Genomic DNA, 23,457 nt, shown 5'->3' on the forward strand with positions numbered 1-23,457 from the left:
CGGAAGTGTCGCTGGCGCCCACTAGGTTGGGTGCATGAACTTCGAGACCACGGCTGGTGCGTTCGACGAGGTCCGTCGCGCCCGGGCGATGGCGGAGTTCGCGGAGTGGCAGCTGATCGCCCGGCATCACGACCGCCGGGTCGCCGAGATCGATCGCTCCGACGACATCGTCCTGAGCAAGGAGTTGGCCCGACGCGAGGTCACGCTCGAGATCGCCCAAGCCCTGCGGGTCACCGAGCATAAGGTGTGGGCGATCGTCTCCGAGACCGAAACCCTCCGCGAGCGGACACCCGAGGTGTGGGCGGCGTTCGGACGTGGCGACCTCGACGCTGGCCGGGCCAGCGCGATCGCCTACACGGCCGAACGCCTCACCAGGGCCGAGAGTTGGCTCGCTCTCGCCCGCTCCGCGGTCCAGTACGCCGCCACCCACACCGTCGGTGAGCTGCGCTCGTGGCTACGCCGCCTGCGGGAGCGCCTCGAACCCGAGCAGACCGCAGTCGAGCGCGCGCGTGCCCTCGAGGAGCGGCGCGTCTCCATCACCCACAACGACGACGGCACCTCCTGGCTGAACGCACTCCTGCCCACTGGCGTCGCCATCGCCGTCGGCGAGCGGCTCCGACGGGCGGCCAAGGCACTGCCCGCGATGGACCCCGAGACCGACGAGCGGGACCGCCGCACCCGCGACCAGAAGCAGGCCGACCTGGTCGCGCACTGGCTCACGTCCTGCACCGGCACGGAGACCGACGTCCGCGCCGAGATCGCAATCTCGATCGCGGCCACCGATCTGATCGGGCTCACCGACGGTCCCGGGATCGCCCTCGACGGCGAGCCGATCGGCAGCGAGTGGGTCCGTGAACTGGCTCAGTCCGAGCACACGCTGTTCCGCCGGCTCGTCCTCGACCCGAGGGGCCGGGTGCTCGACACCACGGTCCTGCGATATCGACCCACCGAGGATCTACGTCAGGCGCTCCGATGGCGAGACGGCACCTGCAGAGTCGCGGGGTGTCGTGCTCCAGCCTCGGGGACCGATCAGGACCATGCCGTCGCCTACGACTCCGGCGGCCAGACCTCGGGAGACAATCTGCGGTGCCTGTGTCGCAAGCACCACAACATGAAGTCGCACGGCCACCTCGCCGAGCGCCACCTCGCTCCGCCCGCTCAGTGGAGCGAGCAGTACGCGATGCCCGCGTCGGCCTCGCTCAGCGTCACGTGACGAGCAGATCGCGACGCGCGTCCTCCACCGCGCTCACGGACCGCTCGGCATCCGCCAGCCGCCTGGTCAGATCGCGCCCGACCGACTCGACGTCCCGCAGCAACCCGTCCACCCGAGCCGCCGCGTCGTGAATCCGACCCCGGACCTGCAGGTCGCTGAAGATGTTGTCGAACCAGATGTCGAAGGTGCGGGCGAGCTCCGTGACACCCACCGACCCGACCGCGTCGACGCGCACGTCAGCGAGCTCGGCCGAGAGGTGCGCCAGCGCCGCGTCCGCCCGATGCATCAGCTCACCAGCCTTGTCCAGACGGTTGTGCTTCGCGAGGTCGGCCACCAGCCCGCCGCCGAAGAAGGTGTCGTACGTCGCCCAGCTGCCGGCATTGCCGAGGTGGAGCGACGCCTCACGGAGCGCCTCGCTCGCCTGGCTGGCCGCGGTGATCGCCTCCTGCAGCTGGACGACCTCGGCCTCGAGGACGCCCTGCCGGGCAGCGAGCTCGGTCAACTCGGTCGAGACCGCGAGCGATCCCGGATCGGCCGCCAGCTCTCGCTCGCGCTGGTTGAGCAATTCGACGCGGCGAGCCTCGAGGTCGCCGATCGCGTCCAGCCGTGTCTCGCGGTCGATGACCTCGCGTCGCGCCGCAGCCAGGCGCGCCTCGGCATCCGACGTCGCGTACTGGGCGGCCAGGTACTCGGCCTGCTCACGCGACAGGTCGACGTCGCGGGTGCCGCGCAGCCCGGCCAGGATGCGGGCCATCGAGAACGACTCGAGTTCCGCGACGTCCGACTTCTCCTGCTCCAGCTTCGCCGCGGCGTCCACGTAACGGCGCGCCGCCTCGTCCACCTGCTGCCGGGCTGCCTGCAGTTGCTGCTGCAGACCGTCGCGTTCGACCTCGACCCTGGCGAGCTCTCTCAACCCCTGCAGCGCGTCACTCATGCGCCGAAGACTAGGGCGTCTCAACCCCGTGAGAGCGCAGACCGTAGGTCAGTGCATCCACGAGCGCCTCGAAAGACGCCTCGATCATGTTCGGGCCCACGCCCACGGTCACCCACGAGCTCTTGCCGTCCGTCGTCTCGATCAGCACGCGCGTCACCGCGTCCGTGCCGTGCCCCTGGTCGAGGATGCGCACGCGGAAGTCGATCAGGTGGAACTGGGCGACGTCGGGGTAGATCCGCTCGATCGCCTGACGCAGTGCGTGGTCGAGCGCGTTGACCGGGCCGTTGCCCTCGCCCACCACGGCGGTCCGGCGGCCGCCGGCGACGACCTTGACGATCGCCTCGGCACCACCGTCACCGGCAGAGCCGGCGATCACGCGCCAGGACTCGACGTCGAAGTAGGCCGGGCGCACGCCCGTGACCGCTTCGGTCAGCAGCAGCTCGAACGAGGCGTCGGCCGCCTCGAACGTGTAGCCGTCCTGCTCCATCTTCTTGACCTGGTCGGTGATGCGGGTCAGCAGGTCGTTGTCGCCCGAGAGGTCGAAGCCCAACTCGCGGCCCTTGAGCTCGATCGTCGCGCGACCGGCCATCTCCGAGACCAGCAGGCGCATGTCGTTGCCGACCAGGGCCGGATCCATGTGCTGGTACAGGTCCGGATCGACCCGGATCGCGCTGGCGTGCAGCCCGGCCTTGTGCGCGAACGCCGACACTCCCGTGTACGGCTGACGGGCGACGGGCGGGTAGTTCGTGATCTCGCTGATCGCGTGCGAGATGCGCGTGGCATCGGCCAGCACGCCCTCGGGCATGACGCTCATGCCCAGCTTGAACTCCAGGTTCGCCACGCACGTGACGAGGTCGGCGTTGCCGGTGCGCTCGCCGTATCCGTTGATGCAGCCCTGCACGTGGGTCGCGCCGGCCTGCACGGCGGCGATCGAGTTCGCCACGGCGCAGCCGGTGTCGTTGTGGGCGTGGATGCCCAAGCGGATGTTGGTCGAGGCGAGGACATCGGCCACGATCTCGTTCACCCAGTGCGGCAGCATGCCGCCGTTCGTGTCGCACAGCACCGCGACCTCGGCGCCGGCCTCGGCGGCGGTGCGCACGACCTCGATCGCGTAGTCGCGGTTGTCGAGGAAGCCGTTGAAGAAGTGCTCACAGTCCAGGAAGACGCGCTGGCCCTCCTCGCGCAGGTGGGTCACGGTGTCGCGGACCATCGCGAGGTTCTCGTCCAGGGTGGTGCGCAGGGCGCGGAGCACGTGCTGGTCGTGGCTCTTGGCCACGACGGTCACGACGGACGCGCCGGAGTCGCGCAACGCGGCGACCTGCGGATCGTCGGCGGCGACCGCACCGGCGCGGCGGGTGGAGCCGAACGCGGCCAGGGTCGCGTGCTTGAGGTCCAGTTCCTTGGCCGCGAGGGCGAAGAACTCGGTGTCCTTGGGGTTCGAGCCGGGCCAGCCGCCCTCGATGTAGCCCACGCCCAGCTCGTCGAGATGCTGGGAGATGGCCATCTTGTCCTGCACGGAGAGGTTCAGGCCCTCCTGCTGGGCGCCGTCACGCAGCGTCGTGTCATAGACGTGGAAGTCCGCCGGGTCGTGCTTGCCGAAGCTCGTGCTCATGGTCGTCCTGCTCTGTTCGTTCCACACACTGTTCGTTCACAAAAAAAGCCCCCCGGGTACGGGAGGCGGCGCGTCTGAGATGGTGCTTCAGACGCGCTTTCCAATGATGATCACCGATGTGGTCATGGCCACAGCGTACACGCACGCTGCGGCCACCCCGCGAGGCCTCAGACACCGCCGGAGCGGTCCGCCGGCTTGGGCCCCAGATGGGCCAGCGTCTCGGGCCGCAGGATCCGCTCGAGCTCGTCCGCGGGCAGCAGGCCCTTCTCCAGCACGAGCTCGGCGACGCCGCGCCCGCTGAGCAACGCCTCCTTGGCCAGCTCGGTGGCGGTCTGGTAGCCCAGGTACGGGTTCAGGGCCGTGACGAGGCCGACGGAGTTGGCGACCTCGGCCGCGAGGTGCTCGCGGTTGGCGGTGATCCCCCGGACGCAGTGCTCGGTCAGCGACTCGATCGCCATCCGCAGCCGGTAGAGACCGGCCGACAGGGAGTAGCAGATCACCGGCTCGAAGGCGTTGAGCTGCAGCTGTCCGGCCTCGGCCGCCATCGACACCGTGACGTCGTGGCCGATGATCTGGAACGCCACCTGGTTGACGACCTCGGGGATGACCGGGTTGACCTTGCCCGGCATGATGCTGGACCCGGCCTGGCGCGCGGGCAGGTTGATCTCGCCGAGGCCGGCCCGCGGGCCGGACGACAGCAGACGCAGGTCGTTGCAGATCTTCGAGAGCTTCACCGCGACGCGCTTGAGCACACCCGACATCTGCACGAAGGAGCCACAGTCCTGCGTCGCCTCGATCAGGTCGACGGCCGTACGCAGGGGCAGGCCGGTGATGCGCGACAGGTGCTCGCGGGCGCGGGGCACGTACCCCTGCGGGGCATTGAGCTGAGTGCCGATCGCGGTGGCACCGAGGTTGATCTCGTGCAGCAGCAGGACGGCCTCGCGCAGGCGCTCGCGGTCCTCGCCGATCATCAGCGCGTAGGTGCCGAACTCCTGGCCGAGTGTCATCGGCACGGCGTCCTGCAGCTGCGTGCGGCCCATCTTGAGGACCTCGTGGAACTCGACCGCCTTCTCGGCGAAGGCGTCCTCGAGGCGACCCATGGAGTCGATCAGGTCGTACGTCGCGTTGATGACCGCGATCTTGACGGCCGTCGGGTAGACGTCGTTCGTCGACTGGCTCAGGTTCACCTGCTCGTTCGGGTGCAGGCGGTCGTAGTCGCCGAAGCGGTGCCCGAGGATCTCCAGCGCCCGGTTGGCGATGACCTCGTTGGCGTTCATGTTCGTCGACGTGCCGGCGCCACCCTGGATGACGTCGACGACGAACTGGTCGTGCAGCTCGCCGGCCCGGATCTCGCGGCAGGCCTGCACGATCGCCGCATGGCGTTCGTCGTCCAGCAGGCCGAGGTCGTGGTTCGCCTCGGCCGCCGCCTCCTTCACCGCCGCGAGGGCTTGCGGGAGGTACGGGCTGATGGCGATGGGCACACCGGTGATCGGGAAGTTCTCCAGGGCGCGCAGGGTGTGCACTCCCCAGTAGACGTCCGCCGGTACCTCGCGCTCCCCCAGCAGGTCATGCTCGGTCCGAACGCGCTCGTGGTCGGTCATGGTGCCATGTAACCAGACCGACCACCCGGGTGCCGGTCAGCGCAGCTGCGCTCCGAGTGTCGCGGCAGCCGCCACGATCTGGTCGCGCGCAGCCTTGATGTCAGCCTCGGTGAGCGTCCGGTCATCCGCACGCAGGCGCACCTTGAAGGCCAGGGACTTGCTGCCCTCGCCCACCTGGTCGCCCGTGTAGACGTCGAACAGTCGCACCGACTCCAAGAGGTCGCTGGCACCGGCGATGACCGACTCCAGCTCGCCCGCGGGCAGCGCCTCGTCGACGATGAACGCGAAGTCCTCCTTCGCGACCGGGAAGGCCGAGAAGTCGGGCTTGGGGCCGACCAGCGGCGCCGCGTCGATCAGCGCATCGAGGTCGAGCTCGCCGACGGCGACCCGGCCCGGGAGGCCGTACGCCTCGGCGACCTTGGGGTGCAGCTCGCCGACGTGGCCGACGACCTGCTCCCCCACACTCAGCTGCGCGCAGCGGCCGGGGTGGAACGGCGCCAGCTGCGCCGCCTCGACCGTCAGCTCGACGTGCAGGTTCTGGGCCAGGAGCCGGGCGATCTCCAGAGCATCGGTCCAGGCGACGGGTCGACCGGGGCCGGACCAGCCGGAGCGCTCGCGCTCGCCCACCAGGACGAAGCCGACGTGGCGCGGCTGCTCGGGCAGGGCGGCGTCGAGGGCAGCCAGCTCCTCGGCCGTCGGACGACGGTCGACGCCGTAGATGGGCGCGACGGCGTCGCCGGAGCGGGGGTGGAACACACGGCCGATCTCGCTGATCTGCACGGAGTCGTGACCGCGACCGATGTTGAGCGAGGCCGCGCGCAGCAGGCCGATCAGCAGCGTCGGGGTCAGGCCCGGCTCCTCGGCCGACAGCGGGTTCGCCAGGCGGACGAGGTCGCGTCGCGGGTCGCCCTGCGGCAGCGCGAGCCGGTCGAGGTCGGCGTCGCCGACGAACGGCAGCGTCGTGACCTCGACGAGGCCGGCACCGGCCAGCACGTGGCCGACCCGGCGCCGCAGTTCCTGCGAGCGGGTGAGTCCGCGACCGCCGGTCGGCGTGGGCAGCACGGAGGGGACGTTCTCGTACCCGGCGGTGCGCAGCGCCTCCTCGACGAAGTCGTAGGGGTCGTTCAGGTCGAAGCGCCACGACGGCGGCGTGACGGTGAACCGGTCACCGGCCACCTCGACGAGGCAGCCGTTGCGCTCGTACGTGTCACGCGCCTGCTCCGTCGTGATCGGCAGGCCGCTGATCCGGGCGGGCAGCTCGGTCGAGAACGTGACCGGCTTCCGCTCGGGAGCGGTGCCGACGACGGTGGCGCCGGGGGCCAGGGTGCCGCCGGCCAGCTCCACCAGCAGCTCGGCGACCCGGGTGGCGGCGCGCAGCGGCAGCTCGGGGTCGACGCCACGCTCGAAGCGCTTGGCGGCCTCGGTGGGCAGCTTGTGACGCTTCTGGGTGCGGAAGATCGTGACGGGGTCGAAGTGCGCGGCCTCGATGACGACGTCGGTGCTGGTGGCGTCGATCTCGACGCGGTCGCCGCCCATGACGCCGGCCAGGCCGATGGGGCCCGCGGCGTCGGTGATGAGCAGGTCGTCGGTGCTCAGCTTGCGGTCGACGTCGTCGAGCGTGCGCAGGGTCTCGCCCTCGTGCGCGCGGCGGACGACGATGTCGCCGCTCAGCTTGGCGCGGTCGTAGCAGTGGTTCGGCTGACCGAGCTCGAGCATGACGTAGTTGCTGACGTCGACGGTCAACGAGATGGGACGCATGCCCGCGTCGGTGATCCGCTTGGCCAGCCACGCCGGCGTCTTCGCGGACGGGTCGATGCCCTCGACGACGAGCGTCGTGAAGACGGGGCAGCCGATCGGGTCCTCGACGCGGACCGGGTAGGCGGCGGTATCGGTGGACGGCACGGGACGGTCGGCGGGGTCGGTGAACGGCACGTCGAACGCCAGGGCGGCGTCTCGGGCGACGCCACGCAGGCTCAGCGCGTAGGCACGGTCGGGGTTCACCTCGAGGTCGAGGGTCTGGTCGGCCAGGCCCAGCAGCGCGATCGCGTCGTCGCCGGGCTCCGCGGAGCCGGGCTCGAGCACGACGATGCCGTGGGCGGTCGACTCGTCCTCGGCCAAACCGAGTTCGGTGGTCGAGCAGATCATGCCGTCGGACACGTGGCCGTAGGTCTTGCGCGAGCCGATCTCGAAGCCGAGCGCGGGCAGGTACGTGCCCGGCAGCGACACGACGACGAGGTCGCCGACACCGAAGTTGTGCGCGCCGCAGATGATGCCGCGCGAGGGCACGTCGTCACCGGGGGCGTCGGGCACCGACGGCTCGTTGTGCGCACCGACGTCGACGCGGCACCAGTTGATCGTCTTGCCGTTCTTCTGCTCCTCGGGCGAGATCGCCAGCACGCGGCCGACCGTCAGCGGGCCGGACAGGCCGCCGCCGACGATCTCCTCGAGCTTGAGGTCGTACATCGTCAGGCGATCGGCCAACTGCTCCGTCGTGACGGCATCGGGCAACTCGACGAGTGACCGCAGCCACTCCACGGGGACACGCATGTCAGAGACCAACTCCGAAGGGCTCGGTGAAGCGAACGTCGCCGTCCCACAGGTCGCGCAGGTCGGCGATGTCGTAACGACTGGTGATGGTGCGGTCCAGGCCCATGCCGAACGCGAAGCCCGAGTACTCCTCGGGATCGACGCCACAGGCGATCAGGACGCGCGGGTTGACGACACCGCAGCCGCCCCACTCGACCCAGCCCTCGCCGCCGCACGTGCGGCACGAGGCGACCTCGGCCGGATCGTTGTGGCAGACGTAGCAGAGCAGGTCGACCTCGGCGCTGGGCTCGGTGAACGGGAAGTACGACGGGCGGAACCGGGTGGTGATCTCGGTGCCGTAGATGGCGCGCGCGAAGTGGTCGAGCGTGCCCTTGAGGTGCGCCATGGACAGGCCCTTGTCGATCGCCAGGCCCTCGACCTGGTGGAACACGGGCATGTGCGTCGCGTCGGCCTCGTCGGTGCGGTAGACGCGGCCGGGGCACACGATGTAGATGGGAGGCTCGTTCGTGAGCATCGTGCGGGCCTGCACCGGCGAGGTGTGGGTGCGCAGCACCATCGCCGCGGACTCCGGCGAGAGCCAAAACGTGTCCTGCATCGTGCGGGCGGGATGGTCCGGACCCAGGTTGAGCGCATCGAAGTTGAGCCACTCGGCCTCGACCTCGGGACCCTCGGCGACCTCCCAGCCCATCGCGACGAAGATGTCGGCGACGTGCTCCTGGATCGTGGTGATCGGGTGGCGGGCGCCCACCGGCTCGACGTCGGTCGGCAGCGTGACGTCGACCGTCTCGGCGGCCAGGCGACGCTCGAACTCGACGGCCTCGACCTCGGCGGTGCGGGCGGCCAGCGCCTGGTTGACGGCGCCGCGGGCCTGGCCGACGCGCTTGCCGGCCTCCTTGCGGGCGGCGGGCGGCAGCGCACCGATCTCGCGGTTGGCCAGCGCCAGCGGCGAGCGGTCGCCGGTGTGGTCGATGCGCACCTGCTTGATGGCGTCGAGGGAGTCGGCCGCGGCGATGGCCGCGAGGGCCTCGTCACGCATGCGTTCGACCTCGTCGGCGCGCAGAGGCGTCACCTCGACCGGGTCGTAGTCGGAATTGGGCGCAGACACGCCGTCGAGTCTATCGGCGGGTCAGGAGGTCAGGGAGTCCGGCTCGTTGACCGGGAACCACACGCAGATCGAGGCTCCCCCGCCGTCGGCGTCCTCGATCGAGATGGAGCCGCCGTGCTGGTCCACCACGCCGCGCACGATGAACATCCCCAGGCCGCTGCCGGCGCCGGGACCCGAGCGCCAGAACCGGCTGAAGATGCGCACCCGCGACTCCTCCGGGATGCCCGGGCCGTTGTCGACAATGCGCACGGCCACGCCCGCCGTGTCACCGCGACCCTCCGGCGAGATCACGACCTCGCGCAGGCCCTCGCCGTGGCGGATGGCGTTCTCGATGAGGTTGGTCAGCACCTGGGTGACGCGGTCGGCGTCGCCCCACACGACCGGGACATCGCCGATGACCCGGGGCGTCGGCACGTCGTCCGCCGTGGAGAACACCGACTTGAGGACCCGCGTGGCCAGCTCGTCGAGCCGCACGGGCTCGGTGCGCAGGGACAAGCGACCCGCATCGATCCGGGCGGCGTCGAGCAGCTCGGTGATGAGGCGGCTCAACCGGTCGGCGTCCGCATCGATGGTCTGCAGCATGAAGAGGCGCTGCTCCTCGGTGAACGCGTCCCAGCGGCTCAGCAGCGTGGCCGTGAACCCCTTGATGCCGGTCAGCGGGGACCGCAGCTCGTGGGCGACGGTGGCGACCATGTCGGACTTCTCGCGGTCGCGCTGCAGGCGGACGCGGGCGTTGCGGACCGAGACGACGACCTTGATGACCTTGCCGGCCGGGCGGTCGCGCACGAGAGCGGCGGTGATCAGGTACTCACTCCCCCGCGGGGAGTACCAGGACGCCTCGCTGATGCGGGTGCGGATCGCGAGCCCGTCGTACGGGTGGACCGAGTCGAACCAGCTGTTGCCCGCGAGATCGTCGAACGGCACGGCGTCGTTCAGATGCATGCCGAGCATCTCGTCGCCCTCGGCGCGGGCCCAGTGCTTGATCCATTCGTTGACGTACGTCACCCGCCCGTCGGCGTCGGCGACGATGATGCCGTCGGGGTACTCGTCTGAGGGCACGGGCCAGAGCCTAACCCTGCTCGCGGGCTGAGGAGTAGAGGCAGACCGCTGCGGCGGTGGCCAGATTCAAGCTCTCGGCCCGGCCCAGGATCGGCACGTGGACGACCCGGTCGGCCAGCGCGGACCACTCGTCGGGCAGTCCGTGGGCCTCGTTGCCCATCATCCAGGCGGTGGGCGCCGTCAGGTCGAGATCGGCGTCGAACAGGCCCGTCTCCCCCGCGCCGTCGGCGGCGAGCACCTGGACGCCGCGGGACTGCAACTCGGCGATGACGGCCTCGACGTCGTCCTCGACCGCGATCGGCAGGTGGAACAGCGAGCCGGCGGTGGCGCGCACGACCTTGGGGTTGAGCGGGTCGACACTCTCGCCCGCGACGATGACGCCGGCGCCCCCGGCCGCGTCGGCGCAGCGGATGACCGCACCGAGGTTGCCCGGGTCGCGGATCTCGGCGCAGACCAGCACGAGGCGCGCGTCCTCGGGGATGTCCTCGATCGTGGTCAGCACCGAGTGACAGCGGGCGACGAGGCCCTGGGGCGTGACGGAGTCGGCGATCTCGGCGACGACGTCGTCGGTGACGACGTGCCACGTCTCGGCCATGTCCGCGAGCTCGGGGTACCGCTCGGTGGCGTCGACGGTCGCGAAGACCTCGATCACCACGCCGGGCTCTGCGAGAGCCTCACGCACGGCCTGGGGTCCCTCGGCGAGGAACTCGCCGGTCTTGACCCGGAACGCACGCGTGGCGAGCCGCCGCGCGACCTTGACCCGTCCGGAACGGACGGTGAGATCGCCGGGGCTCGCCACGAGTGAGAGTTTGAGCCGGAGCTCAGACGGCCTGGTCGGCCTTGGGGGCGTTGACGTCCTCGGGCAGGTTCGCCTTGGCGACCTCGACGAGAGCGTTGAACGCGGCGATGTCGTTGACGGCCAGATCCGCGAGGATCTTGCGGTCGACCTCGACCTCGGCGGCCTTGAGGCCCTGGATGAAGCGGTTGTACGTCATGCCCTGGGCGCGAGCCGCGGCATTGATTCGCTGGATCCAGAGACGACGGAAGTCGCCCTTGCGAGCCTTGCGGTCGTTGTACGAGTAGACCAGCGAGTGGGTGACCTGCTCCTTGGCCTTGCGGTACAGCCGCGAGCGCTGGCCACGGTAACCGGAGGCCCGCTCGAGGACTTCGCGGCGCTTCTTCTGCGCGTTCACTGAACGCTTGACGCGTGCCACAGTGTTACTCCTTCAAATCTTTGGGGGGTGGGGCGCTCAGAGACCGAGCAGCTTCTTGACCGCCTTGGTGTCAGCCTTCGACACCTCGGTCGTGCCGGCGAGGCGGCGCTTCCGGGTCGAGGACTTGACCTCCAAGAGGTGGCGGCGGTTGGTCTGCTCGCGGCGGAGCTTGCCCTTGCCGGTGACCTTGATGCGCTTCTTCATGCCCGAGTGGGGCTTGAACTTCGGCACGGTTATGCCTCCATGTCTGGGTCGAGGTTCTCGGAGCGACGACGGGGCTTCTTCGCCGTCGCGGTCTTCTTGTGTTCTTCGCGATGCGCCTTCTCGGCCTCGGCCTCGGCCTCGCGTTCAGCCTCACGCGCGGCGGTGGTCACGGCCTTGGCGGCCTTGACCTCGGCCTGCGCCTCGGACTTCTTCTTGTGCGGAGCGAGCACCATCGTCATGTTGCGGCCGTCCTGGCGCGCATTGGACTCGATGAAGCCCAGATCCTCGACGTCGGCAGCCAGCTTCTGCAGCAACCGGTACCCGAGCTCGGGACGGTGCTGCTCGCGGCCGCGGAACATGATCGTGATCTTGACCTTGTCGCCCGCCTGCAGGAACCGCACGACGTGGCCCTTCTTCGTGGCGTAGTCGTGCTGGTCGATCTTGGGGCGGAGCTTCATCTCCTTGATGACCGTGTTCGTCTGGTTGCGACGGGACTCGCGAGCCTTCTGCGCCGATTCGTACTTGAACTTTCCGAAATCCATGAGACGGCACACCGGGGGGCGCTCATGGGGCGCGATCTCGACCAGGTCGAGATCGGCTTCTGCAGCCAGGCGCATGGCATCTTCGATACGAACGATGCCGACCTGTTCACCACTGGGTCCGACGAGCCGGACCTCGGGTACGCGAATGCGCTCGTTGACGCGCAGATCTGTGCTGATGGATCCTCCTGAGATCGGTGGTGGAGGACACGAAAAAAGGTGACCTCCGTCGAAGCGAAAGTCACCACACGCACCCTACGGTGCCGCACACCGCACGATCGTCAGAGACGACCCGCAATGGGTGACCCCCGGATCAAAAACCCGGCAGGTGGGAGTGACCTCCACTTCGATCAACCATGCTAGCAGCCAGATCCTTCCCAACGGAAATCGCACTCCCCTGCGTGTCTGACTTACCCTGAGCCCGTGACCCCGGGAATCGCGCGGTGGACCGGTCGACTCGTCCTGCCCGCCGTGATCGGCGCACTCGTGCTGGGCTCTGCGGCGACGGCACGGGCCGAGGAGCCTGCGGCTCCCTCGATCGCGTGGGCTCGTGCCAGCGCCTCGGGTCCCATCGGCACCGACGTCACCCTCACCGGCACGGCTGCCGACCTGCCGCAGGGTGCGACCGTGCGGTTGGAGGGAACCGGCGCGCTGAGCGTCGACGGGCCTCGCGTCACCGTGCGCGTGCGCACCGCGGTGGATCCCGTGCGGCTGCGCCTGCAGGTCGTCGATGCGGCCGGAGCGGTCGTGGCGACCTCGGGCACGGCCACCGTCACGGGCACCGCGATCGCCACGTCCCTGCAGCTGCAGAGTCCGAAACGGGTCGTCGACCACCGCAAGGCGCGCTTCGTCGCGACCTGGCGGGCCGCCCACGGCCCGGCGCCCACGGGATCCGTGCGGCTCGAGTTCCGCAAGGCCGGAACGAAGACCTGGCGCAAGGCCCGCACGATCAGCGTCCGGAAGGGAACGGGCTCGGTCACCTTCGCGCCCCGTGACGACGGCCGGTACCGGCTGCGGTTCGCCGGAACCCGGACCTACGCCCGGGCGACGTCGCCGACCAGGGCTCTCGACAACGTCCCGCCCGGCGCCAAGGTGGTGCTCCCCCGGGGCGCTCCCCGGCCCAGCAGCCTCCCGGCCCAGCCCCGGGCGTCCCGTCAGGCCGCCGATGCGAAGATCTCGAGGCTCTCGGACTCGGTCTGGAAGTCGATGAAGGGCCGCAGCTGGCACGCCGGCTGCCCCGTCGGCCGCTCGGACCTGCGGATCGTGCGGGTCAACTACTGGGCCTTCGACGGGTACGTGCGGCGCGGCGAGATCGTCGTTCATCGCAAGGTCGCCGGCAAGACCGCGCGCGCCTTCACCGCCATGTTCAAGGGCCGGCACCCGATCCGGCACATGTACCGGGTCGACCGGTTCGGCTGGTCGAAGTCACTGAAGGGCGCCGACGATCGCAAGTCGATGCGGGCGGACAACACCTCGGGATTCAACTGCCGCAAGGTCGTCGGCCGGTCGGTGCGCAGCCCGCACGCCTATGGCCGCGCGATCGACGTGAACCCGTGGGAGAACCCGTTCCGCTCCTCCGGTGGATGGGTGCCCAACCGGTGGTTCGTCACGCACTCCAGCCCCGCGCGGGTCACGTGGCGCAGCTCGTCGGACCCCGTCGTGAAGCTCATGCGCAAGCACGGCTTCCGGTGGTCGTACGGACGCTCCGACATGCATCACTTCGACGGCTGACGCCCCCTAGGCTGTGCCCATGCAGAGCGAACTGTTCGGCCAGGCCAACCTCGAGAAGCAGACGAACGAGCGCTTCGTCGTCCAGAACCCCCAGATGCTGCGCGTCTCCCTCGGCGAGGACGTGCTGGCCGTCAAGGGCGCGATGGTGGCGTACCAGGGTGCGGTCACGTTCAACCACGAGAGCGCGGGCTCGATGGGCCGCCTGCTGAAGAAGGCCGTCAGCGGCGACGACGTGCCGCTCATGCGGGTCTCCGGTCAGGGCGAGGTCTTCTTCGCCGACACCGCCGGCTACGTGTTCCTCGTCCAGCTGACCGGTGACGCGCTCAGCGTCAGCGGCCGCAACCTGCTGGCGTTCGACTCGTCCCTGAAGTGGGACATCAAGCGGGTCAAGGCCGGCAGCATGATGGCCGGCGGCCTGTTCAACATGGAGCTCTCCGGCACCGGGACCGTGGCGCTGCACGCCGTCGGTCAGCCGGTGGTGCTCGACTGCGCCCAGCAGCCCACCCACGTCGACGTGAACGCGGCGGTCGCCTGGTCGTCGCACCTGCAGCCGCAGCTGGTCAACTCGATGAACGTGCGCTCCATGCTGCGCGGCGGATCGGGCGAGGCGTTCCAGTACCGCTACCACGGTCAGGGCTTCGTGGTCGTCCAGCCGAGCGAGTGGGACAGCGGCGCCAGCGGCTCGTCCCGCGGGTCCTCCGGCGGCGGCGGTGGCGGCATCATCGGCGACCTGTTCAGCTGACCTGACCATGAGCGCTCTTCGCACGATGACATCGCTCGCCGTTGGCGCTCTCGCCGTGGCGGCCGGCGGGTTCGGCGTTGCCCAAGCGGGCGCCTCTCCTGCGCCGCCTCGCCCAGCATCGCCGAGATCGCCGACAAGAAGGTCATCACCGCCAGATGGCACGGGTCGGTACCGGCCAGGGTGACGGAGTACGCGGCCGAGACTCCAGGGGGCATCCGGATCGTCGCGACGCCCCAAGCCGCCTACCCCCGCTCCGAGCTGCAGAAGGTGGCGCGGAGGCTGGCCGACTCGACAGAGGGTCGAGCCCTCGGCCTCACGGAGGTCTCGGTGAACTCGGACGGATCGGGCGTGCGGGTCGGCGTGACCGCCGATGTGCCGAGTCAGGACGAGCAGCGCGAGCTCGCGCGGTTCGCGGGTCTACCGGCCTCGGCAATCACGTACGAGGCCGACGTGAACCTCGTCAATCTGCCGGCCACGCGCATCGATCAGGACTGGGCCGGCTCGACCCACGCGGTGCCGGCGGGCGTCCTGACCAGGACGTGCTCGGCGGCCAAGTGCTCGAGGTCCTCGGTCTCGACGACGCTGAACGACGGCTGGGCAAGGTCGAGCAGCAGGGCCGAGGCGCCCTCCGAGATCGCGGCACGCGCGGCGTCCCGGCCGTAGACGGGGACGGGGCGCGAGTTCGGGTTCCAGCGCGTCATCGTCTCGATCGAGCTGAACGCCAGCAGGGCGGTGCGGCCGTCGGCTCCGGTCATCAGCACCGCGGCCATGTCGGAGTTCTTGTCGCTGCCGTCGGTGGCCTGCTCCCCCAGCACCGCGACCACGGGCACGAACACCCGGGCGGCGCCGAGGGTCGCCAGCACGGTCGTGTCGTCGGTGAGATCCAGGGTGGGATCGGTCGAGCCGTCGTCGTCCGGGAACGCCGGCGAGGCGAGCGAGCGGCCGCCGCCGTGGACGCTCATCGCAGGTGCCCGACGAGCCACGACACCGCGTCGCGCGCGGAGCCGCCCTCACTGCCCTGGATCGCGAACACCGGCAGCCGCCGGCCGTCCTTGGTCTCGACGGTGGGCCACGGCGCACCGGCGCGCATCGAGATGACGGCGATCTCGTCCCAGCGCAGGACGTGCTTGCGGAACCCGTTGACGAAGGTCAGCGACTCCTCGTCGCCGCTGGCCCGGCTCAGGGTGCAGGCCAGCGCGAAGATCGCCACGGCGCCGATCAGCGCGCCGATCGTGACCGTCTCGGACGTGCGGAATTGGTAGCCCTCGGGCAGTCGGGTGCCGATGACGAAGGCCATGACGGTGAGCACGACCACCATCGCCCACATCACGACGATGACACCGGTGGGACGGAAGGTGCGGCGAGCGGTCATATCCATCAGATCCGGCACGACAGGATGTCGGTGACGAGGATGCCGCGACCGCCGAGCGCGTAGAGGTCGTCCATGATCCGTTGGCTGGCGTCGCGCGGGACCATCGCCCGCACCGCGACCCAGCCCTCACGATGCAGCGGCGAGACCGTGGGCGACTCGATGCCGGGCGTGAGGCCGACGGCCTTCTCGACGTTCTCGACGCGGATGTCGTAGTCCATCATCACGTAGGTGCGCGCGACGATGACGCTCTCGAGGCGACGGCGGAAGACCTCCATGCCGGCGGGAGCCTCGGCGGCGGACCGCGTGATCATCAGGGCCTCGGACTGCAGGATCGGCTCGCCGAAGACCTCGAGCCCCGCCTGGCGCAGCGTGGTGCCGGTCTCGACGACGTCGGCGATCGCGTCCGCGACGCCCAGCCGGATCGAGGTCTCGACGGCGCCGTCGAGGCGCACGACCTGGGCGTCGATGCCCAGGGTCTCGAGGTGCGCCCGGACGATGCCCGGGTACGAGGTGGCGATGCGACGACCGGCCAGCTCGGCCTCGGACGTCAGCGTGCCGCGAGGTGCCGCGAAGCGGAACGTCGAGCCGGCGAAGCCCAGCGTCATGACCTCGTCGGCCTTGGCGCCGGAGTCCAGCAGCAGGTCGCGGCCGGTGATCCCGGCGTCGAGGGTGCCCTCGCCGACGTAGATCGCGATGTCGCGCGGACGCAGGTAGAAGAACTCGACGTCGTTGTCGGCATCGACGCAGACGAGGTCCTTGGCGTTGCGGCGCTGGCGGTAGCCGGCCTCGGCCAGCATCTCGGCAGCAGCCTCGGACAGGGCCCCCTTGTTGGGGACGGCGACCTTGAGCATGTGGTTCCTAGAGGTGTGAGTAGACGTCATCGAGCGAGATGCCAGCGGCGATCATCATCACCTGCGCGTGGTACAGCAGCTGGCTGATCTCCTCGGCCGCACGCGCAGGTCCCTCGTGCTCGGCGGCCATCCACGACTCGGCGGCCTCCTCGACGAGCTTCTTGCCGATCGCGTGCACGCCACCGTCGAGCTCCGCGACGGTGCGGGAGCCCTCGGGGCGGGTGGCGGCCTTCTCGGACAGTTCCGCGAACAGGCCATCGAACGTCTTCATCGCGTCGATCCTATCGGCGAGGGGTCAGACCCCGGAGGGTCACCCATGCCGCGAGCGCCGCCTCGGCAGCCTCACGGCCCTTGTCCTCGTTCGATCCGGGCAGTCCGGCGCGGTCCAGCGCCTGCTGCTCGTCATCGCACGTGAGCAGTCCGAAGCCCACCGGGACGCCGGTGTCGAGCGCGACGCGCGACAGTCCGTCGGTGGTCGCGGCCGACACGTACTCGAAGTGCGGCGTGCCGCCGCGGATGATGACGCCGAGCGCCACCACCACGTCGTACCCGGCCTTCGCGCAGCCCTGGGCGATGATCGGCAGCTCGAACGAGCCGGCGGCGCGCACGAGCGTGGGGTCGCTGACCCCGGCCTCCTTGAGGGCGCGCTCGGCACCGGCGACGAGGCCGTCCATGACCTCGGTGTGCCAGCTGGACGCCACGATGGCGACCTTCGCGCCGGTCCCGTCGACCGTCAGTTCGGGGGCGCCGTGTCCGGCCATGTCAGCTCTCCTCGTCGATGTGCAGGTCGGGCAGGTCGTGACCCATGCGCGCGGCCTTGGTCTGCAGGTACCGCAGGTTGTCGGGGGTGGGCGCGATGACCACCGGGAGACGCTCGGCGACCTTGACGCCGTACTGCTCCAGCTGGGTCGACTTGTCGGGGTTGTTCGTCATGAGCCGGACCGAGGTGATGCCCAGGTCGCGCAGGATCTGGGCGCCCGCGGCGTAGTCGCGCTCGTCCTCGCCGAATCCCAGCGCGAGGTTCGCGTCGACCGTGTCCTGGCCCTCGTCCTGCAGCTCGTAGGCCTGCAGCTTGTGCAGCAGGCCGATCCCGCGGCCCTCGTGGCCGCGCAGGTAGACGACGATGCCCGCGCCCTCGGCGACGACGGCGGCCATCGCCGCCTCGAACTGCGGTCCGCAGTCGCAGCGGCGCGAGCCGAAGACGTCGCCGGTCAGGCACTCGGAGTGCAGGCGCACCAGCACGTCCTCGGTGCCGGGGTCGCCGTGGACCAGGGCGACGTGCTCGGCGCCGTCGATCCGGTCGCGGTACCCGAGCGCACGGAACTGGCCGAACTCGGTGGGCAGCCGGGTCTCGGCGAGGCGGTCGACCTGCGACTCGTGCAGCCGCAGGTGCACCTGCAGATCCGCGATCGACACGAGCGCCAGTCCGTGCTCGTCGGCGAACTCGCGCAGCTCGGGCGCGCGCTTGAGCGTGCCGTCGTCGTTCATGACCTCGCCGATCACGCCCGCGGGCGTCAGGCCCGCCAGGCGGGCGAAGTCGACGGCGGCCTCGGTGTGACCGGGACGCTCCAGCACTCCCCCCGCCTTCGCGCGCAGCGGCACGATGTGGCCGGGCTGGGTGATCTCGAACGGCTCGGTCGCCGAGTCCGCCAGGACGCGGCAGGTGCGGGCGCGGTCGGAGGCCGAGATGCCCGTGGTGACGCCGTCGCGGGCGTCGATCGAGACCGTGTACGCGGTACGCAACCGGTCGCGGTTGTGCGGGGTCATCAGCGGGATCGCGAGCCGGTCGAGGATCTCGCCGGTGACCGGCGCGCAGACCAGACCGCTGGAGTAACGGACCAGGAAGGCCATGAGCTCGGGCGTGGCCTTGGACGCGGCGAAGATGATGTCGCCCTCGTTCTCGCGGCCCTCGTCGTCGACGACGACGATGGCCTTGCCCTCGCGGATGTCGTTGATCGCGCGCTCGATGCTGTCGAGGCGGACTCCGGAGTACTGCTCGCTCATGCGTGAGCTCCCTTCTCGAGCAGCCGCTCGACGTACTTGGCGATGACGTCCACCTCGAGGTTGACGCGGTCGCCGGGTTGACGGGTGCCGAGCACGGTGTCGGCCAAGGTGGTGGGGATCAGCGAGACGCTGAACCAGTCGTCGCCGGCCTCGACGACCGTGAGCGACGTGCCGTCGACGGTGATCGATCCCTTGTCGACGACGTAGCGGGCGAGCTCGGGCGGCAGGCTGAAGCGGACGACCTCCCAGTGCTCGCTGGGGGTGCGGTCCAGCAACGTCGCCGTGCCGTCGACGTGTCCCTGGACGATGTGGCCGCCCATGCGGGCGCCGGCCTGCATCGCGCGCTCGAGGTTGACCTCGGCGCCCGGAGTCAGGTCGCCCAGGCTGGTCCGGTCGAGCGACTCGCGCATGACGTCGGCGCTGAAGGTGTCCTGCGTGGGGTCGACGACCGTCAGGCAGCAGCCGTTGACGGCGATCGAGTCGCCGTGGGCGGCGTCCGAGGTCACGACGGGTCCGCGGATCGTGATCCGCACGGAGTCGCCGAGGTCGTCCAGGGCCACGACGGTGCCCTTCTCCTCCACCAGTCCGGTGAACATCAGTCCATGTCCTCTCTGGGCGCCCGGCCGGGCGTGCCGATGATGCGGATGTCAGGGCCGACCATGCTCAGGTCGGTGATGGCGATGGGGCGGATGTCGGCCAGCGTCGTGGCCTCGCCCTCGAGCGCGGCACGGCCGGAGCCGAGCATCGCCGGCGCCAGGTAGCCGATGACGCGGTCGATCAGGCCTGCGCCCCAGAAGGCGCCCGCCAGACGCGGTCCGCCCTCGAGCCACACGTGGTGGATGCCGGCCTCGTTCAGCAGGCCCAGCACCTCGTGCGGGTCACGGGACTGGATCAGGCGGGTGGGCGCCACGCGGTCGAGGACGCGGTAGTACTGCGGGATCTTCGACTCCCCCACCACGACCCGCAGCGGCTGGCGGTCGTACGGCAGGGGCCGGTCGTCGTCATCGCGCACCGTGAGCCGGGGATCGTCGGTCAACACCGAGTTCGTGCCCGCCATGATGGCGTCGCACTCGGCCCGGAACTGCTGCACGTCGCGGCGTGCCGTCTGGCTGGTGATCCACTGGCTCGTGCCGTCCGGCGCCGCGCTGAGCCCGTCGAGGGTGGCGGCGTACTTCCAGGTCACGAACGGCCGGCCGTGGACGTGACGGAAGGCCCAGAACCGGATCAGCTCGTCGGTCTCGTCGACCAGGACACCACTCTCGACGTCGACCCCGGCGTCGATCAGCGCCTTCGCTCCCCCGGCGCCCTCCGCGGGATCGCCGGAGCCGTGGACGACCCGGGCGACACCCGCGTCGAGCAGAGCGCGGGTGCACGGGCCGGTCCGGCCGGTGTGGTCGCAGGGCTCGAGCGTCACGACGGCAGTGGCGCCGCGGGCCCGGTCGCCGGCCTGCTTGAGGGCGTCGACCTCGGCGTGGTCGGTGCCGGCGCCACGATGGACGCCGACCGCCAGCTCGGTGCCGTCCGGCGCGAGCAGGACGCAGCCGACCGGCGGGTTGGGCAGCGTGCGGCCCACCGTGCGTGCGGCGTCGATCGCTCGACGCATCGCGTCGATCTCGGTCTGACTGGCCACCGGGCCCCCTGCGGTCGGGCTCACGACGCACCGGGGACGGCTCGGACGCGTCGCGCCCGAGCAGCGTGCACCTTCCATCCGGACTTTAACCGTCGGTACCGGAGTTCCACCGGTTCAACCTCGGCCCCGGAGGGCCTCGGGTCGCGGACTGTCACCGCCGGTTCGGACTTTCACCGACCCCGGAGCACGCGAGCATTAGCTCGTTCTGCGGAGAGTCTACCGGCTCAGTGACAAGCGCCGGCGGCCGTCTCACGCAGACGCTCGACCATCGCGCCCGGGTCGTCCGCACCGTAGACCGCGGAGCCCGCCACGAAGGTGTCGGCGCCGGCCTCGGCGCAACGCTCGATGGTCTCCAGCGACACTCCCCCGTCGACCTGAAGCCAGATGTCGCCGCCGACCTTGTCGAGCAGCGCGCGGGTGCGACGGATCTTGGGCAGGCACAGGTCGAGGAACTTCTGGCCGCCGAATCCCGGCTCGACGGTCATGATCAGCACCATGTCGAGCTCGGGCAGCAGGTCCTCGTAGGGCTCGATCGGCGTCGCGGGCTTGAGCGCCATCGAGGCACGCGCACCCTGGGCACGGATCTCACGAGCGAGCCGTACGGGAGCCTGGGCTGCCTCGACGTGGAACGTCACGCTGGACGCCCCGGCCTCGACGAACTGCGGGGCCCAGCGGTCGGGCTCCTCGATCATGAGGTGCGCGTCGATCGGCTGCGGGGCCGCCTTCGCCAGCGCCTCGATCACCGGAGCGCCGAGCGTCAGGTTCGGCACGAAGTGGTTGTCCATCACGTCCATGTGCAGGTAGTCGGCACTGGGGATCCGTGCCGCCTCCCCCGCCAGGTTCGCGAAGTCGGCGTTCAGCAGGCTCGGGGTGATGCGCATGGGGCGAGGGTACCGAGATCAGGAGCGCCGGACGATGGCGAGGTACATCGCGTCGGTGCCGTCGGTGTGCGGCCACCAGTGGTGCTCGGACTCGAGCTTGAGATCGGGACGGTCCGCGAGAACAGCGTCCACGACCTCGCGGGTCTCGGCCAGCAGCGGCGAGCACGTCGCGTAGCCGACGACGCCGCCCGGACGGACGAGGTCGACGGCGCGGCCCAGCAGCTCGCGCTGCAACGTCACGAGCTCGGGGACGTCCTCAGGCTTGCGACGCCAGCGGGCCTCCGGACGCCGGCGGAGCGCGCCGAGCCCGGTGCACGGGGCGTCCAGCAGGACGCGGTCGAAGGACTCCTCCTCCCACGGACCCTCGCGGCCGTCGAAGACGGTGACCTCGACGTTCTTCAGCGCCTTCACCGACTGACGGACCAGCTCGGCCCGGTGCGGCTGCATCTCGTTGGCGACCAGGGTGGCCCCGCGCTGCGCCGCGAGGGCGCCGAGCAGGGCGGCCTTGCCGCCGGGACCGGCAGCCAGGTCGAGCCAGTGGGTGTCGTAGCCCTCGATCGGGGCCTCGGCGGTCGTGATCGCGACCATCTGCGAGCCCTCGTCCTGCACGCCCGCGCGGCCGTCGCGCACGGCCGGGACGAAGCCGGGGTCGCCGCCACCGGTCATCACCCGGGCGTACGGACTGAGCCGTCCCGTCTCACCGGGCAGGGACCGCGGGTCGACGAGGCCCGGGCGGGCGACCAGCGTGACGTACGGCGGCACGTTGTCGGCCTCGAGCAGGTCCTCGAGCTGGTCCGCCCCGACCGCCTGCTCCAGCGCCTCGACGACCCATGTGGGGTGCGAGTACCGGACGGCCAGCGCGTCGAGCCGGCTCAGCCCTGCCGTGACCTCGTTGATCCACATGCCGAGGTCCTTCTGCCCGATCTTGCGCAGCACCGCGTTGGTGAACCCGACGGGCCGGTGCCCGATCCGGCGACGGACCAGGTTCACGGTGGTGTCCACGGCGGCGTGCGGGGGCACGCGCATCGCCAGCAGCTGGTGGGTGCCCAGCCGCAACGCGTCGCGCACCGCCGGGTGGACCGTGCCGGTCGCGACGCGGTCGATGATCGCGTCGTACGTGCCCTGGTTGCGGATCGTGTTGTGGGTCAGCTCCGTGGCCAGCGCGGCGTCCCGCTCGGACAGTCCGCCCAGCAGCGTCGGCAGCAGCAGGTTGACGTACACCTCGCGCGTCCGGACCGCCGACATGACCTCGAAGGCGACCTCGCGGGGATCGGTGATGGCGTTGCTCATGCGAACACCACCTCCGTGGCTCCGCCGAGTCCTCGGCCCCAGTCGGCCGCGTTCATCGCCTTCTTGCCGTGCGGCTGCACCTCTCCCAGGATCACGTCCGTGGTGGCGGTGCCGACGCGCACCTCGCGCTTGCCGATCGCGGCGACACCGGGTTCGAGCGTCGAGTCCTCGGCGATCGTGAGCGGCCCGACCTTCAGACGGGCGCCGTCGACCTCGGTCCAGGCGCCCGGCGCCGGCGTGCACCCGCGCACGTGCCGGTCGATGGCGAACGCCGGACGACGCCAGTCGATGCGGGCGTCCTCGGTGCTGAGCTTGTGGGCGTACGAGACGCCGTCCTCGGGCTGGCTCACTGCACCGATGTCGCCGTCCTCGATGTGGTCGACCACGTCCACGACGAGCCGTGCGCCCTGGTCCGACAGCCGGTCCAGCAGGGTGCCCGTGGTGTCGTCCTCGCGGATGCGCTCGGTGATCGTGCCCAGCACCGGACCGGCGTCGAGCGCCTCGACGAGGCTGAAGACGGTGGCACCGGTGACCTCGTCGCCGGCCATGATCGACCGCTGGACGGGCGCGGCACCGCGCCACGACGGCAGCACCGAGTAGTGCAGGTTGATCCAGCCGAACTCGAGCGCGTCCAGGACGTCGCGGCGAAGCAACGCACCGTACGCGACGATCACGCCCACGCGCGCCTCGGTCGCGGCGAGCTCGTCGAGGAACTCGGGGTCGGACGTCGACGTGGGCTTCAGGACGGGGATGCCGTGGGCCTCGGCGGCGACGGCGACCGGCGACGGCTGCAGTGACCGTCCCCGGCCGACGCGCGCGTCGGGACGGGTGATGACGGCGGCGACCTCGTGGCGGCTGGCGACGAGCGCCTCGAGCGTCGGGACTGCGGTGGCCGGCGTGCCGGCGAAGACGATCTTCACCCGCCGAG

At 70.5% G+C, this 23,457-nt stretch carries 24 protein-coding genes and 1 riboswitch; of the genes, 3 read left to right on the top strand and 21 right to left on the bottom strand.

Translation table 11 applies throughout. From position 1 onward, the window contains the following. The first annotated feature begins 34 nt into the window (after positions 1-34). The gene (locus GL325_RS02570) at positions 35-1,213 is read left to right on the top strand and encodes an HNH endonuclease signature motif containing protein (protein WP_187768511.1); all 1,179 of its coding nucleotides are present in this window, start codon (positions 35-37) and stop codon (positions 1,211-1,213) included. Here GL325_RS02570 and GL325_RS02575 read toward each other — a convergent pair. The 10 genes from GL325_RS02575 to infC form a co-directional block, all read right to left on the bottom strand. Further along, on the bottom strand, positions 1,206-2,147 hold the full coding sequence (locus GL325_RS02575) for a hypothetical protein (protein ID WP_187768512.1): 942 nt from the start codon (positions 2,145-2,147) through the stop codon (positions 1,206-1,208). The two genes, GL325_RS02570 and GL325_RS02575, sit on opposite strands and share 8 nt — an antisense overlap. Positions 2,148-2,157: 10 nt before the next feature. Continuing rightward, the gene (gene cimA / locus GL325_RS02580; RefSeq protein ID WP_187768513.1) at positions 2,158-3,759 is read right to left on the bottom strand and encodes a citramalate synthase; all 1,602 of its coding nucleotides are present in this window, start codon (positions 3,757-3,759) and stop codon (positions 2,158-2,160) included. A gap of 167 nt (positions 3,760-3,926) precedes the next feature. After that, the gene (locus GL325_RS02585) at positions 3,927-5,360 is read right to left on the bottom strand and encodes an aspartate ammonia-lyase (protein ID WP_154595090.1); all 1,434 of its coding nucleotides are present in this window, start codon (positions 5,358-5,360) and stop codon (positions 3,927-3,929) included. Between the two features lie 36 nt (positions 5,361-5,396). After that, the gene (gene pheT, locus GL325_RS02590) at positions 5,397-7,907 is read right to left on the bottom strand and encodes a phenylalanine--tRNA ligase subunit beta (protein WP_187768514.1); all 2,511 of its coding nucleotides are present in this window, start codon (positions 7,905-7,907) and stop codon (positions 5,397-5,399) included. Position 7,908: 1 nt separating this feature from the next. Beyond that, on the bottom strand, positions 7,909-9,012 hold the full coding sequence (gene pheS / locus GL325_RS02595) for a phenylalanine--tRNA ligase subunit alpha (RefSeq protein ID WP_187411901.1): 1,104 nt from the start codon (positions 9,010-9,012) through the stop codon (positions 7,909-7,911). 21 nt (positions 9,013-9,033) lie between these two features. Continuing rightward, a complete protein-coding gene (locus GL325_RS15880; protein WP_187768515.1) occupies positions 9,034-10,071 on the bottom strand; it encodes a PAS domain-containing sensor histidine kinase in 1,038 nt (345 codons plus the stop codon). 10 nt (positions 10,072-10,081) lie between these two features. After that, entirely contained in the window at positions 10,082-10,870 is a 789-nt protein-coding gene (locus GL325_RS02605) for an RNA methyltransferase (RefSeq protein ID WP_187768516.1), read from the bottom strand. A gap of 22 nt (positions 10,871-10,892) precedes the next feature. Beyond that, a complete protein-coding gene (gene rplT / locus GL325_RS02610; RefSeq protein WP_146825451.1) occupies positions 10,893-11,285 on the bottom strand; it encodes a 50S ribosomal protein L20 in 393 nt (130 codons plus the stop codon). A 36-nt stretch (positions 11,286-11,321) separates the two neighbouring features. After that, positions 11,322-11,516 (bottom strand): 50S ribosomal protein L35, encoded by a 195-nt coding sequence (gene rpmI, locus GL325_RS02615; protein ID WP_187411898.1) that lies wholly within the window; start codon positions 11,514-11,516, stop codon positions 11,322-11,324. A gap of 2 nt (positions 11,517-11,518) precedes the next feature. After that, a complete protein-coding gene (gene infC / locus GL325_RS02620) occupies positions 11,519-12,223 on the bottom strand; it encodes a translation initiation factor IF-3 (protein WP_222865912.1) in 705 nt (234 codons plus the stop codon). 228 nt (positions 12,224-12,451) lie between these two features. Between infC and GL325_RS15885 the strand changes: the two genes are divergently transcribed. Further along, positions 12,452-13,759 (top strand): M15 family metallopeptidase, encoded by a 1,308-nt coding sequence (locus tag GL325_RS15885; protein WP_187768517.1) that lies wholly within the window; start codon positions 12,452-12,454, stop codon positions 13,757-13,759. 19 nt (positions 13,760-13,778) lie between these two features. After that, positions 13,779-14,501, top strand: coding sequence for an AIM24 family protein (locus GL325_RS02630; protein ID WP_187768518.1), 723 nt, complete (start codon positions 13,779-13,781; stop codon positions 14,499-14,501). Positions 14,502-14,986: 485 nt separating this feature from the next. Here GL325_RS02630 and GL325_RS02635 read toward each other — a convergent pair whose 3' ends face one another. The 11 genes from GL325_RS02635 to fmt form a co-directional block, all read right to left on the bottom strand. Next, positions 14,987-15,463, bottom strand: coding sequence for an SseB family protein (locus tag GL325_RS02635; protein ID WP_187768519.1), 477 nt, complete (start codon positions 15,461-15,463; stop codon positions 14,987-14,989). Then, complete coding sequence (locus GL325_RS02640) at positions 15,460-15,873, bottom strand: PH domain-containing protein (RefSeq protein WP_187768520.1); 414 nt, start codon at positions 15,871-15,873, stop codon at positions 15,460-15,462. The genes GL325_RS02635 and GL325_RS02640 overlap by 4 nt, the downstream gene beginning before the upstream one ends. Before the next feature lie 5 nt (positions 15,874-15,878). Then, on the bottom strand, positions 15,879-16,724 hold the full coding sequence (hisG, locus tag GL325_RS02645; RefSeq protein ID WP_154595099.1) for an ATP phosphoribosyltransferase: 846 nt from the start codon (positions 16,722-16,724) through the stop codon (positions 15,879-15,881). A gap of 7 nt (positions 16,725-16,731) precedes the next feature. Beyond that, entirely contained in the window at positions 16,732-16,995 is a 264-nt protein-coding gene (locus GL325_RS02650) for a phosphoribosyl-ATP diphosphatase (protein WP_154595100.1), read from the bottom strand. 10 nt (positions 16,996-17,005) lie between these two features. Then, the gene (gene ribH, locus GL325_RS02655; protein ID WP_187768521.1) at positions 17,006-17,485 is read right to left on the bottom strand and encodes a 6,7-dimethyl-8-ribityllumazine synthase; all 480 of its coding nucleotides are present in this window, start codon (positions 17,483-17,485) and stop codon (positions 17,006-17,008) included. Position 17,486: 1 nt separating this feature from the next. Beyond that, on the bottom strand, positions 17,487-18,728 hold the full coding sequence (locus GL325_RS02660; RefSeq protein ID WP_187768522.1) for a bifunctional 3,4-dihydroxy-2-butanone-4-phosphate synthase/GTP cyclohydrolase II: 1,242 nt from the start codon (positions 18,726-18,728) through the stop codon (positions 17,487-17,489). Then, positions 18,725-19,324 carry a riboflavin synthase gene (locus tag GL325_RS02665; protein ID WP_154595103.1) on the bottom strand — a complete coding sequence of 200 codons (600 nt, stop codon included), beginning with the start codon at positions 19,322-19,324 and terminating at the stop codon, positions 18,725-18,727. Before GL325_RS02665 ends, GL325_RS02660 begins: the two co-directional genes overlap by 4 nt. Next, entirely contained in the window at positions 19,324-20,331 is a 1,008-nt protein-coding gene (gene ribD, locus GL325_RS02670; protein ID WP_255499382.1) for a bifunctional diaminohydroxyphosphoribosylaminopyrimidine deaminase/5-amino-6-(5-phosphoribosylamino)uracil reductase RibD, read from the bottom strand. The genes GL325_RS02665 and ribD overlap by 1 nt, the downstream gene beginning before the upstream one ends. A gap of 89 nt (positions 20,332-20,420) precedes the next feature. Continuing rightward, a riboswitch (FMN riboswitch) is annotated at positions 20,421-20,549 on the bottom strand. 33 nt (positions 20,550-20,582) lie between these two features. Next, positions 20,583-21,239, bottom strand: a complete 657-nt coding sequence (gene rpe / locus GL325_RS02675; RefSeq protein WP_154595105.1) for a ribulose-phosphate 3-epimerase — start codon at positions 21,237-21,239, stop codon at positions 20,583-20,585. 18 nt (positions 21,240-21,257) lie between these two features. Beyond that, on the bottom strand, positions 21,258-22,529 hold the full coding sequence (locus GL325_RS02680) for an RsmB/NOP family class I SAM-dependent RNA methyltransferase (protein ID WP_187768524.1): 1,272 nt from the start codon (positions 22,527-22,529) through the stop codon (positions 21,258-21,260). Further along, the gene (fmt, locus tag GL325_RS02685) at positions 22,526-23,449 is read right to left on the bottom strand and encodes a methionyl-tRNA formyltransferase (protein ID WP_187768525.1); all 924 of its coding nucleotides are present in this window, start codon (positions 23,447-23,449) and stop codon (positions 22,526-22,528) included. The genes GL325_RS02680 and fmt overlap by 4 nt, the downstream gene beginning before the upstream one ends. Positions 23,450-23,457 lie beyond the last annotated feature (8 nt).

Source organism: Aeromicrobium sp. 636 (genome assembly GCF_024433585.1).
Taxonomy (GTDB): Bacteria; Actinomycetota; Actinomycetes; order Propionibacteriales; family Nocardioidaceae; genus Aeromicrobium; species Aeromicrobium senzhongii.

Coding starts and splice junctions, on each gene's coding strand:
- GL325_RS02640 (WP_187768520.1), bottom strand. CDS start 15,873: ATGACCGCTCGCCGCACCTTCCGTCCCACCGGTGTCATCGTCGTGATG.
- GL325_RS02650 (WP_154595100.1), bottom strand. CDS start 16,995: ATGAAGACGTTCGATGGCCTGTTCGCGGAACTGTCCGAGAAGGCCGCC.
- ribD (WP_255499382.1), bottom strand. CDS start 20,331: ATGCGTCGAGCGATCGACGCCGCACGCACGGTGGGCCGCACGCTGCCC.
- GL325_RS02575 (WP_187768512.1), bottom strand. CDS start 2,147: ATGAGTGACGCGCTGCAGGGGTTGAGAGAGCTCGCCAGGGTCGAGGTC.
- GL325_RS02680 (WP_187768524.1), bottom strand. CDS start 22,529: ATGAGCAACGCCATCACCGATCCCCGCGAGGTCGCCTTCGAGGTCATG.
- hisG (WP_154595099.1), bottom strand. CDS start 16,724: ATGCTCAAGGTCGCCGTCCCCAACAAGGGGGCCCTGTCCGAGGCTGCT.
- ribH (WP_187768521.1), bottom strand. CDS start 17,485: ATGGCCGGACACGGCGCCCCCGAACTGACGGTCGACGGGACCGGCGCG.
- GL325_RS02665 (WP_154595103.1), bottom strand. CDS start 19,324: ATGTTCACCGGACTGGTGGAGGAGAAGGGCACCGTCGTGGCCCTGGAC.
- GL325_RS02630 (WP_187768518.1), top strand. CDS start 13,779: ATGCAGAGCGAACTGTTCGGCCAGGCCAACCTCGAGAAGCAGACGAAC.
- GL325_RS02570 (WP_187768511.1), top strand. CDS start 35: ATGAACTTCGAGACCACGGCTGGTGCGTTCGACGAGGTCCGTCGCGCC.
- GL325_RS02585 (WP_154595090.1), bottom strand. CDS start 5,360: ATGACCGACCACGAGCGCGTTCGGACCGAGCATGACCTGCTGGGGGAG.
- cimA (WP_187768513.1), bottom strand. CDS start 3,759: ATGAGCACGAGCTTCGGCAAGCACGACCCGGCGGACTTCCACGTCTAT.
- rpe (WP_154595105.1), bottom strand. CDS start 21,239: ATGCGCATCACCCCGAGCCTGCTGAACGCCGACTTCGCGAACCTGGCG.
- pheT (WP_187768514.1), bottom strand. CDS start 7,907: ATGCGTGTCCCCGTGGAGTGGCTGCGGTCACTCGTCGAGTTGCCCGAT.
- GL325_RS02660 (WP_187768522.1), bottom strand. CDS start 18,728: ATGAGCGAGCAGTACTCCGGAGTCCGCCTCGACAGCATCGAGCGCGCG.
- GL325_RS02635 (WP_187768519.1), bottom strand. CDS start 15,463: ATGAGCGTCCACGGCGGCGGCCGCTCGCTCGCCTCGCCGGCGTTCCCG.